Genomic DNA, 12,457 nt, shown 5'->3' on the forward strand with positions numbered 1-12,457 from the left:
GCAGGGCTTTTTATCAGTGTCTAAAAATTAAGACACTTTATCACCCGGTTTTGCGCCAGATTCAGGTGAAATCACCCAAACACCTTCGCCATTACCCGCAGCAAGTACCATACCGTTAGAAATACCAAAACGCATTTTACGAGGTGCAAGGTTAGCCACCATCACCACCAATTTGCCTTTTAAATCTTCTGGTTGATAAAATTCACGAATACCACTAAACACATTACGTGGCTCAGCTTCACCTACATTTAAAGTTAATTGAAGCAGTTTGTCTGAACCTTCAACGGTTGCAGCCTCTAAAACTTCTGCAACACGTAAATCAATTTTGACAAAGTCATCAATCGTGATAATTTCCGCTTCACCGACTTTTGGTTCTGCTTTTTTCTCTTTGGCTTTTTCTTTTTTCTTTTCCGTTTTTGGTGCTTCAGCAGGTGCGGCTAAAGAATCTTTAGATGCATCTACCATTGCAGCTACCGCTTTCGGATCAACACGTTGCATGAGTGGTTGGAACAACGCAATTTCATGACCGACTAAAACAGTTTTACGTGATTCAAAGTTAAAGCTATCTAACTGTAAGAAGGCTTGAACTTGTTCAGCCAAGGTTGGCAGTACAGGCGCAAGATAAATCGCCAATTGACGGAATAGGTTAATCCCTATAGAACATACGTCATGAACTTGCTGTTCTTCGCCTTCAATTTTGGCTAAAGCCCAAGGCTTTTTCTCATCAATATATTGGTTGGCGCGGTCAGCAAGCGCCATAATTTCACGAATTGCCGCAGAGAATTCACGCTCTTCGTATGCTTTGGCAATCGAGTCACCTGCAGCAATAAAGCTTTGTACTAACTCAGGTTCAGCGCAGTTTGCACTTAATTTGTTATCAAATTTAGTGTTGATGAATTTGGCACAACGACTGGCAATATTCACCACTTTACCTACAAGATCAGAGTTTACTTTCTGCACAAAATCATCCAGATTTAAGTCAGAGTCTTCAACTTTATCAGACAGTTTTGATGCAAAGTAATAGCGTAAATATTCAGGATTTAAATGCTGTAAATACGTTTCTGCTTTAATAAATGTGCCGCGAGATTTCGACATTTTTTGACCATTTACAGTCAAGAAACCATTTACAAATAAACCTGTAGGCGTGCGATAACCCGCACCATCTAACATTGCAGGCCAGAATAAAGCGTGGAAATATACGATGTCTTTACCAATGAAGTGATAGACTTCTTTGTCTGAATCTTTTTTCCAGTAATCGTCAAAATTTAGGTCAGGGCGTTTGGTTTTTACGTAGTTTTCAAAACTCGACATATAACCAATTGGCGCATCAACCCATACATAAAAATATTTATTTGGTGCGTCTGGAATTTCAAAACCAAAATATGGTGCATCACGTGAAATATCCCAGTCATTCAAGCCATTTTCAAACCATTCATCTAATTTGTTGGCGATCGAAACTGGCAAACGACCTTCATCGCGTGTCCATTTTTGCAAATATTCGCCAAAATTAGGCAATTTAAAGAAGTAATGATCTGATGATTTTTCTACTGGCGTTGCACCGCTCAAAGTCGATTTTGGATTAATCAGCTCAGTCGCATTATAGGTTGTGCCGCAAACTTCGCAAGAATCGCCGTATTGATCTTCCGCTTTACATTTTGGGCAAGTGCCTTTAATAAAACGATCTGATAAGAACATGCCTTTTTCAGGGTCAAATAATTGCGTGACGGGACGAACAGCAATATTGCCTGCATCACGGTTTTTGACATAAATTTCGCTGGCACGTGCGCGGTTGGTGTCGCTATGCGTTGAATCATAATGATCAAAATGCACACCAAAACCGTCAAAATCGCGAATGTGTTCTTGTTGCACATTGGCAATTTGCTGTTCAGGGCTAATCCCGTTGGCTTCGGCACGCAGCATGATTGCTGTACCATGCGCATCATCCGCACAGACATAAGTCACGTCATGTCCCATTGCACGCATGGCGCGAACCCAGATATCTGCCTGGATATAACCGAGTAAGTGACCCATATGGATCGGGCCATTGGCGTATGGTAGGGCGTTAGTGACTAAAATTTGACGCACGGATATAACTCTCTCAAATAGGGACGATGCAATTCGGGCAATTTTACCTTAGATAGCACATAGATGCACAAGGGATTCCATGAATTCTTTTCAAATCCGCCTAGAAGTCTAAATACAATATCTAAACAAGGAATTGGTCTGCATTTGACCATAAATCATGTAAAAACCAAGCAATACGCTCAGAATTAAGTATTTCAGTGATAGCACGACTTAACCTTATACTGAATTATCGTTACACTATCAAAATCGCGGTATTTCCAAACTTTGGAGTAAATCTATGTCTTGGCTTTCTTCACTTAAATCAGTTTTTTCACCTTCGCATACGGTGAATGAGGAAGCTATTCAGCACGTGCTACAAAGTTATATATTGCCTGAATCTGAACATGCTTTAAAAGATCGTATTTCTCAAGTGAATGTGCAAGGTGATATTCTGCAAATCACCATCAATACTTATCCTGAAGAAAAACAACATTTACAACAAATTCATGATGAACTGGCAGATGCTTTAGAAAAATGCGGCATTAAAGAACTGAATATGCATGTGATTCAGCAGAAATCTGGACAGAAAAAAGAAAGTTGTGGGCATCAACATGCTGAAGGTGAAAGCTGCTCAACATCGACCACACAGACCGTAGCATCTCATTTACCGCCAGTAGTCGATGCTGCAGGTCAAAGTTCAATGCAAGAAGCCGATCCGAATAATCCACCGATTCAAAAAGCTGCGCCACAACAGCGCGATGTGCCGAAACATCCGCGTATTCAAAACGTAATTTTGGTATCTTCGGGCAAAGGTGGGGTTGGAAAATCTACCACTACTGTAAATTTGGCTTTGGCATTACAAAAGCTAGGCTTAAAAGTTGGCGTATTAGATGCTGATATTTATGGTCCAAGTATTCCGACCATGCTCGGCAATGCTGGCAAAACTCCAATGATTGAAGCTGAGCAATTTGTACCATTGGATGCTTTTGGGATGCCTGTGTTATCCATCGGACATTTAACAGGTGACCACAATACACCTGTAGCGTGGCGTGGACCAAAAGCCACAGGTGCATTAATGCAGCTCTTTAATCAAACTTTATGGCCAGATTTAGATGTGTTGATGATTGATATGCCACCAGGAACGGGGGATATTCAATTGACACTTGCACAGCGTATTCCTGTAACGGGAGCGGTGATTGTGACTACACCACAAAATGTTGCCTTAATGGATGCTGTCAAAGGCATCGAACTATTTAATCGTGTGCAAATCCCTGTCATGGGCGTAATTGAGAATATGTCGACGCATATCTGCTCAAACTGCGGCTACGAAGAACAAATTTTTGGTCAAGGTGGTGGCGATAAACTGGCAGAACAATATGACATTCCGTTACTTGGGCGTTTACCATTGAATGTCAGTATTCGTGAAAATGTCGATGCAGGTACGCCGTCAGTGATTGCAGGCGATGATGCTGCCGATAGTTACATTGCGATTGCTCAGCAAATTGCAAAAAAACTGCCTAAAGCTGAAAAAGATCAGAATCGTATTTTCTAGTGAGGGATCTCAGCTTGGAATGATTGCAGTTGCAGTCATTAAGTTATCATTCTTTAAATTTTGACTGATTCATCTTTAAAAGCTAAGTCACAATATTTTGAAAATTTGGCTCACTTCGGTGAGCTATTTTTTTTGATTAAAAAATACACAAGCATCTGATTTAATGGTGTTTAATCTCTAAATACCTTAAAAATGTTAAGATAAAATGACTTATAAGTTACCATTTAATTAAAAAATATTTTTTATATAAGTGATTGAATAAAATAATAAATTTAAAATGTTAAACTGATCAAGAATTTGTCTTACAAAATACTTTTTGCCAATTGCAATGAACTATTTTAATCTGCGCTCATTCAGTAGTGAGGTCAATGCATGATTTCATGGTTTTTTATCGGTTTGGTGATCACAATTTTATTGACACCAGGGCCAACCAATACCTTGCTTGCATCATCAGGTATTCAGGTTGGTATCCGCAAATCTTTCCGATTAATTCCAGCAGAAGCATTGGGTTATTTGATTTCTATTACACTTTGGGGCGCCTTAATTGGTACGGTGTCTACTCATCTCCCGTTGTTGCCCACCATTCTAAAATTATTCAGTGCAAGCTATATTATTTTCTTGGCGATTAAATTATGGCGCACGGCTAAAGTCGAGCAAAGCTTTAATCAACCTACGATCCGTGCGAGTGAGCTATTTTTAGCGACTTTACTGAATCCTAAAGCATTGTTGTTCGCCTCTGCAATTTTCCCAACGATTGCATGGGTAAAAGCAGACTATTATGTGGCACACATGTTGGCATTTTTATGTTTAATCGTGCCGATTGCTTTTTTCTGGACATTTATTGGTTCGGTGCTCGCTAAAAATAAAATTAGCTGGCTCAATCAGTGCAATCTACAAAAAACAGCTTCTATTGTGTTGCTGAGCTTTTCAATTCCTTTAAGTTATTCGGCTTTGTTGAGTCTATAAAGCCAACGTTGTATCTAAAAGTTGTATCTACTGGAAATAGGGTCTGTTGACATTTCATAAATGGCTTGCGCTGTAGGCTAAAACTGAGCAGATCAGGCATGAAACGCAGGGAATAGTGGGTCTATTGCCAAGTTTCATAACGCAATCTGAGAAAGTTTTAGCCACATGAGCGAGAACAAAGCATTGCTTTGTTTGCTGCGCAAGGGGACAAGCATATTTTTTGCTGCTATTGCGTTATGTGCCAGTCATTTAGAATGACTAAATTTCCTGTCCCATGCCTTATATCAGCTAAAAAACCTTGCGAGATATATCTCTCATGTCGCAAACATAGACGAATTGTCAACAGCCCCTAATCATTGCACTTAAAAAAGCGATGTGAGGGAAACGGCTGGTTTTCATTAACTTAGATTTCAGTTAAAGTACAGCACAGTTAAACATTCATATTTTGGATAGAAAATAAATGGCAATTAAGTCTGATCGTTGGATTCGCGAAATGAGCGAAAAACACGGCATGATTGAACCGTATGCAGAAAACCAAGTTCGCTTTGACGAAAATGGCGAGAAACTCATTTCTTATGGTGTTTCTAGTTATGGTTATGATGTACGTTGTGCACGTGAATTTAAAGTCTTTACCAATGTTCACTCCGCAATTGTCGATCCAAAAAACTTTGATGAAAAAAGTTTTATCGATATTGAGTCAGATGTGTGCATCATTCCGCCAAACTCGTTTGCATTGGCGCGTACCGTTGAATATTTCCGTATTCCGCGCAATGTATTGACAGTGTGTTTAGGTAAATCGACCTATGCACGTTGCGGTATTATTGTGAATGTGACGCCACTCGAACCAGAGTGGGAAGGTCATGTAACTTTAGAGTTTTCCAATACCACGAACTTACCTGCACGTATTTATGCAGGCGAAGGTGTGGCACAAATGTTGTTCTTTGAATCAGATGAAGTTTGTGAAACCTCGTACAAAGACCGTGGTGGTAAATATCAAGGGCAGACAGGCGTGACCTTGCCTAAAGCATAAGTGATTAACCCATCACAATTTTTCTGTTGAACAAGCGAGCCAATGTGCTCGCTTTTTTTTCATTCATCGGAAAGCTGTGCTGTTTAGCCAGTTTGTTTTGCATTTGCATAAATATTCAGCATAATTAAATATGAGAATGGTTTGGCATAATCACGTTTTTAAGGATAAAAACACTCAAATAAATAGCCAAGCTATAGATAAATAAAAGAAAGATGCGGAGCATCAGATAAAAGGAAGGTCGAGATGACTGAACACGCAATTACTTTCCCTTTTCGTAAGCGTTGCTTAGCCACTGCGATAGGCTTATTTTTGACGAATCCGAGTTATGCTTTACAAGCACTCTCCGATGACTCTTTGTCAAATACCACAGGCGAAGGGGTTGCTTTAGTTCTTGATGACTTCAAGATGGTGTTCCAGCAACCGAACGATCTTTCTACAGGGTCGAGCTATACACGTGGCTTAGAAAACCCAAGTCAATATGATACGGGCTTTATTCGTATTATCCCGACGGGGGAGAATTATCAATATATTCAAAATAAGCAGTTTGAAGAAAAATATAAAATTGCTTATACGAATCAATATGATAATTCATATAAAGCAGTGTATAAGACATCGGAAACTGCAGAATATAATCGTGTTTATCAGGGTGAGTTTGATAAAGCATTTGCAGCAAAGAAAGTTGAAAATGAAAAAACTTATCGTGAATATGAGTATAGTGATCAGGCGGGAACCCTTTATAAACAACGTTACGATTATTGGTATAATGAAGTTTATAATGTGGGAGCGAATTGGTTTTTATTACCTAATGAAAAGAGGAAGCGTTCGCGTGATGCAGCTTTAAATGATTTAAATAATGTTGATCAGTGGAAGAATGAATTAACTAGCCGTGTAAATGCAAAACTAACAATTGATGCGACACCTATCGCCGTAAAAAATGCGAAAGCATTGGCAGAGGTGTATGCATTAAAACAGGTTGAATTGCATGCGAATCAAGTAATACGTGATACTGTAAATCAGCAAGCAAATATAACGCATAATAGAACCAAAGCAGATGTTTTTATTTATGGTTTAGCATTATCTAAAAGTGATAACTCATTAAGTAGCCGTTATAGCAATCAGGGCTTTAACTGGGGTTCCGCAGACAATCCATGGTTATTCCGTGCAGGCACAGAAAAAGTAAAACAATTTAAAAATATAGAAAAAGATGTTGGTTATTTAGCATTAGAGGCACCGCTCGCAACTACAACGCCAACTGAAAGTGATAATAATATTAAATTGGGTTTTTGGACTGATATTTTTTCACGTCAGTTGAACTCAAGCGCAGAGGTAGATCCAAGCACTGGGGCGCCAAAATCTGGTTTAGATAAAGAGTACCGTTTGCGTACTCAGTTTATTGCCAATGGTTTAAGTTTAAATGGTTCGCAGACTCGACTATTTCAGACTTTAGATTCTGATAATCCAAATCATCATCAAACATTGGGTATGGCAAGTGTATTGCGTTTAAATACTAATGATAATCCTGCGAATTTAAGTTTCACAGATTCAAACTTAGATAGTAAAGGGATCCGCATTAGTACAGCAGCAAAATCAGATACTTTGGATGGAACGGCGGTCACACCAGCAATAGATGGTTCATTAGCACCAGTTTTTCATGATACAGAGGGTTTGTACTTATATAGTCCAAATGTCAATTTAGTTTTAGGGAATATGTATCAGCCTTTTGTGGTTGGTTCTGAGGGCAATAATATTGTGCTGGAAGTCACACGTATTCCGAATGTTCCTGAAATTTACAATAAAATTTATCAAAATTATGAAGACGGAAAGGGTGGGTATTTAGGTTCTACAGCATTTACAGGTTCAACCTGTAATGTGGTGAGCTGTGGCACACCGCTAAAAGCCAATGTCAATGATAGTACTGCGATGTATCAAGGACGTAATGCGACGCATAGTAGTATTGCAATTGGTACTGTAGAACGCTTGCCAAATAATATGTTGCGTGCCAAGGATCATGATAATGCCACAGGTGTTGTATTTAAGGGTGTAGATGGTACTGCTAAGAATCTAGGTTCAGTTGCAATAGATGGTGTGCTGATTCAGCACCTTAAATTTAAAACAACAGGTCTATAAAAGGAGAATCATCATGTTGAAAAAACTGTCTTGTATTGCATTGATGTGTAGTCCTTTGACCCATGCCAATTTAATTGCACTGGAAAATCATGAATTAACCCAAGCAACAGGTCAAGGGGGTGCAGATCTCAGTTGGACGTTGTCGTTAAACCATGAATATGCTGAAAATTTAGAACTCAGCAATATTTCAAAATTTAATGGCGGGACTAAACCTACAGAAGTTTATTATCGCTATAGTGAAAATTGTGCTGACAATAATGTGCTCTGTCGTTTAGCGATTGCACCCAATAACCATGAAGATAATAACGGTAATAAAAAATGGCTGGTATTTAAGCAAATTCAAGGCACCCTACAAATTGATAAGTTTTCTTTAGATGGCACGACTATTATTAATCATAAAAATGACCCACAAACGGCTATGCAGCTTAAGTTTTATGATGATAAGCCGTTGAAAATAAGAAATTTGGGTTTTGCAACCATGGCGATTGAAACAGGTTCTAAACTTGAAGGTGAGGGTTATGCAAATTCAACAGTTTATGAGAAATATAATTCAAAACAAATTTTAGCAGATGGAACGATCGGTAGTGAGGTATCTTTGGATGTACCATTGTTTGATCGGGGCGCCGAAAAAGGATTTATGGGCTTAAATATTCACGGCAATATGCACATGTCTGGCAATGTGAAAATATTTAGCTACAACTGTACAGGTTCAGCAGCAAGTCGTTGTTGAATATAGGATTAAGTACAGTATAGGGAAATAAAAATGAAAAAAATAATGCAGTTGAATTTATTAACATTGAGCGTACTTTGTGCGCAACAAGTGTATGCTTTAGAGCTGATTGCAGACCAGCATTTGTCTGATGTAAGTGGGCAAGATGGTATTGTAATCACCCATGAAATGTCTAAAGCCACGATTAATCAAGTCAATTGGTATGATCCTGATTTAGTGGCTGGAACTCAACAGGGTTTAGGCTTACATAATGTAGAAATTCAAGGACAGAATAACCAGCCTATTATCAGTAAGCTTGCTTTAGATGTGGGGAAAACTGATGTTGGCGCAGGTGTGCGTATAGATGCGAGTATTGACGCTTTTCAAGCGACTGCAGATTTAAACTTAGTCAAAAAGAACTGTGTCGGAAATAGTTGTACTAAAGAAACACAAAGTTTGGGTCAGTTCGGCTTAGAAACGAAATCACCTTTAAAAGTATTATTAGAAACCAAAGCAGGTTTATTCAATCAAAATGAAACGGCACATTTAAACTTCCAGTTACAGAATGCCAATATTAGTCATGGTTTAGGTAAGCATCAATTATCTTTGCATGATTTTAACTTTAATTTTGCGACTGACGGCTATATGTATATTGATGCCGATGAGGGATTGGTCTTTACCACTAAAAATGGTACCACCGACCATTTTGTTAATCTTGGACGAGTGAAAGACCTGAGTGATGTTGCAAGTAGCCGACAAAATGCAACCAATCCTGGGGTCAATATTGACTTGCGTTATGATGATAAAAATTTAATTCGCTTTGGTGCATCTGGTGCAGTGAGCAATGCGAAATTGTTTTTTAATGGGCAGCAAAAAAATGTTGCCAATTTTGACGTTTCGAATAAGGTCAATGGTGTAATTGAAACTAAAAATACCGCAGTTACAGGCTACGATACTGTGGTGGGGCAAGGTGGTTTGCATTTGGGCTTATCTGCTGATTTTACCAATCAAAATACGACAGGTTTGACCGCAGGACAATTACCAACAACTTTAGAAATTGGGCACACAGGAAAAGGCAGTTATGCGGTTGAGTTTTCGAATTTAAGACCGCTAACTACCCGTGATGCACAAGGTAATTTACACAATAAAAATGCCTATATCGATTTTGGCGATATTTATATTAATACCGTACAAGCGAAAAATCTCAATTTTTTAGTCAATGAAAATATTAAAAATACCATTGGTGCAACCAGTCCTATTTTAAACCAGTTGCTATCGAGTGAGCTTGAAGGTGATCAGTTCTCACTCATTGCTGTTCGTGGTATGGACTTTCAGTCTATTGCGGCCAAAGCGAGAATTATTTCTGATAACTCTTTAAATGAATTGACAGGGGATGGTGGTTCTTGGGGTATTGGAATTCCAATTTATAATTTAAATGCCAATGTGGCCTTGTCGGGTAAACAATATTTGTCACCTTATGATGGAACGAATAAAACGGGAATTGGTTATAACGCCATGGTTTCTACCGAAGGTTATGGCATAGATTCAAAAACAGGCTTGCCCAGTACCACTTCTATTATCCTAATTGATGGGCAAAACAGCCTGCATGCAGGAGAAACTGTTAACTATTATGCTGGTTTAAGAAATATTGATGCATTAATTCAGTCCGACGGTGTGATTGGTTATGAAGATGATGGGATTTATATTCGTGCAGATCATTTATTGGTTGCAGCAAAAGCAGAGTTAGCGATTGGGCAATTACCAGGTTCAAAATACAATTGCGTCACAGAATCAACGAAATGCGGTAGCTTTGTACCCTACGACAATTTCTCTAAGAAAGATGATGTGTTAACCACAATTGCGTTTAAATTAGATGGAAATGGTGAATTGTTGGTAATTCCTGGAATGGATCCAACCGCTACTAATCCGAACTCAAATTTTTTGTCTTTTGATGCGAACTTTAAGTTTAGAAGTCTAGATAGCACAGAACAGGCAGATCCGAATAATTTAGGTAGTTATTTTAGTTTGATTAATGAAGATCAAGTGAATCATGAAACTGTTCAAACTTCTTCAATTAACTTGAATCGTATGGAAGGGCATTTAGGTGTTAAAGGAAAAGTCGTCGTTAGTGCAGATACGGTTACTTTAGACAATCAAGTTAAATTTAATTATAAAAATGATATTGCTCAACCCTTTAAAACAGACTTTGCAATGTCTACCAATGGCAATATGCAGAAAATCGCATCTGTCGCGCTTACAGGTGGAACCATGCGCAGTACATTGGGCATTACGCCACGCTAAAGGATAGAAATAAAATGAAAAAACCGATTTTAGTTGCATCTATTTTAAGTACAGCTTTTTCATTCAATTCTGCTCAAGCGATGCAGGCTTTAAATGATGATCAGTTATCTCATGTACAAGGTCAGGCACTTTTGAACCTGATGACTGCGACAGATCAATCACAAGGGCTCAACTTTTATAAGCTGAGTGTTGATGCACTCATGGAGCTTAATGCCAACATTAAAACACTACAATTAGGTTGTGGTGGTGTAAATAATGCGATTGGTGGTAAAGCGGGATGTGATATTGATATTTCTAATATTGCACTAAGTGGTTTGAATAAGTCCCATGATTCAACAGGTAGTCCAGAGTTTAATGGTGAACGTGCGGGTACTAGTGCGCAAATTACCAATCCATTTATTGAGTTTGCAATTAGTGGAAATAGTGCGTCAACACGTGAAGTGGTTGGTTTTCGTTTAGGTGCTGAAGAAATTTTAGGTCTACTAACTTTGGGTACAGATAACGTACAAAACCCAAATGACGGGATTAAAAGTTTTAGTGGTTATATGAAAATGGCACAAACTCAAGGTCATTCATTTACTGAGCAAGCGACATTTGGTATGACCGAGGATGAAATTATTTCTGGTCGTTTAAAGGCTTTGGGGCAAACAAGACAGTTTGATAGTAAGCCATTTACAAATGGTGTTAGAACAGAAGGGCATACAGGGATTACAGTTCCTTCTATGAAAGTAGATTTTACTATGCCAGAAACGGTGGTTACGGGTCAACGTATGACTGCTGCCAAAGTGAGTGGTATTCGCTCATCTATTCCTTCTATTCCTTTAGCTGCTGCAGAGTCGGGTAAGAGTTTACCAGGTAGTGTTCAGGGAACTCCTGACTTCTCAAAAGACCAGCTTTATGTGGAATTCCCGGCTTTATTAGGTACGGTTGGTACGCACTCATTCTTTAAAATGGCAGCAGGTTCGAGTTTGGATGAACTTAATATGGATATTACTTTTGTTCAAGCTTTAAATATGATTCACAATATTCCACTCAATGGTACGGGGGGCTATTTATCTTTGCAAAGTAAACCTGTGCATTGGCAGGGGGCTGATCAGGGCGATGTTGCACAACAAGGGTGGTGGATGTCTTTTAAAGAACCTATACAACTGGGATATTTAGCAACAACAGATAAGGTTGATATTTCTGCGGTATTACCACAAGTAGCTGAAGCAATTAGTGATTATTTACTTTATAAATCTGAACCAATTGATGTTGGTTTTTTTGCTGCGTTAGGATCTTTAGCTGGAATACCTGTTGAAAAAAAATTAAATATTAATGTGGGGCAATATACTACTCAGAACCCTGCTACGATTACATTAACGGATAAGGTTTTACAAAACCAGAACGTCACCCCTAACTGTTATGGTGGTATGAAATTCTGTTAATTCCAAATGAAAAAAATCCCGCAACTTGTGCGGGATTTTTTATACTCAGTGTTCAATCTTATTTGTAAGCATCCGGCTAACACAGCCTTACCAAGCGATCCTATAAGCCTTAATTTAGTTCCCACCTAAAAACAAGTGGGGACTTAATCCATGAACATGGATATATATTCAGCAACACCTCCTGTTGCTAAAAAACGCCGAAAATACAGCAAAGAATTCAAACTCAGTATTATCAATGCCTGCAAAAATCCTAATACCTCGATCGCTTCGGTTGCACTGCA

The 12,457-nt window shown here is 38.6% G+C and carries 9 protein-coding genes; 8 read left to right on the top strand and 1 reads right to left on the bottom strand.

Features of this window, described 5'->3' with window-relative positions; genetic code table 11:
* Positions 1–27 precede the first annotated feature (27 nt).
* Positions 28–2,085, bottom strand: a complete 2,058-nt coding sequence (metG, locus tag FTU70_RS07080; protein ID WP_180060385.1) for a methionine--tRNA ligase — start codon at positions 2,083–2,085, stop codon at positions 28–30.
* A 277-nt stretch (positions 2,086–2,362) separates the two neighbouring features.
* Between metG and apbC the strand changes: the two genes are divergently transcribed.
* The 8 genes from apbC to FTU70_RS07120 form a co-directional block, all read left to right on the top strand.
* Positions 2,363–3,616: an iron-sulfur cluster carrier protein ApbC gene (gene apbC, locus FTU70_RS07085; protein ID WP_180060386.1), complete on the top strand. Its 1,254-nt coding sequence runs from the start codon at positions 2,363–2,365 to the stop codon at positions 3,614–3,616.
* 372 nt (positions 3,617–3,988) lie between these two features.
* Complete coding sequence (locus FTU70_RS07090; RefSeq protein ID WP_070152620.1) at positions 3,989–4,582, top strand: LysE family translocator; 594 nt, start codon at positions 3,989–3,991, stop codon at positions 4,580–4,582.
* Between the two features lie 460 nt (positions 4,583–5,042).
* Entirely contained in the window at positions 5,043–5,612 is a 570-nt protein-coding gene (dcd, locus tag FTU70_RS07095) for a dCTP deaminase (protein WP_004975507.1), read from the top strand.
* Between the two features lie 243 nt (positions 5,613–5,855).
* On the top strand, positions 5,856–7,739 hold the full coding sequence (locus tag FTU70_RS07100) for a hypothetical protein (RefSeq protein WP_180060387.1): 1,884 nt from the start codon (positions 5,856–5,858) through the stop codon (positions 7,737–7,739).
* A 13-nt stretch (positions 7,740–7,752) separates the two neighbouring features.
* Entirely contained in the window at positions 7,753–8,469 is a 717-nt protein-coding gene (locus tag FTU70_RS07105) for a hypothetical protein (RefSeq protein ID WP_178867163.1), read from the top strand.
* 33 nt (positions 8,470–8,502) lie between these two features.
* Positions 8,503–10,749 carry a DUF6160 family protein gene (locus tag FTU70_RS07110; RefSeq protein WP_178867161.1) on the top strand — a complete coding sequence of 749 codons (2,247 nt, stop codon included), beginning with the start codon at positions 8,503–8,505 and terminating at the stop codon, positions 10,747–10,749.
* A 14-nt stretch (positions 10,750–10,763) separates the two neighbouring features.
* Positions 10,764–12,176, top strand: coding sequence for a hypothetical protein (locus FTU70_RS07115; protein ID WP_178867159.1), 1,413 nt, complete (start codon positions 10,764–10,766; stop codon positions 12,174–12,176).
* A 150-nt stretch (positions 12,177–12,326) separates the two neighbouring features.
* Positions 12,327–12,457, top strand: a 131-nt coding sequence (locus FTU70_RS07120; RefSeq protein ID WP_180060388.1) for a transposase, incomplete at its 3' end; no start/stop codon positions are given.

This window comes from Acinetobacter sp. YH12135 (assembly GCF_013418565.1).
In the GTDB taxonomy this organism is placed as follows: domain Bacteria; phylum Pseudomonadota; class Gammaproteobacteria; order Pseudomonadales; family Moraxellaceae; genus Acinetobacter; species Acinetobacter towneri.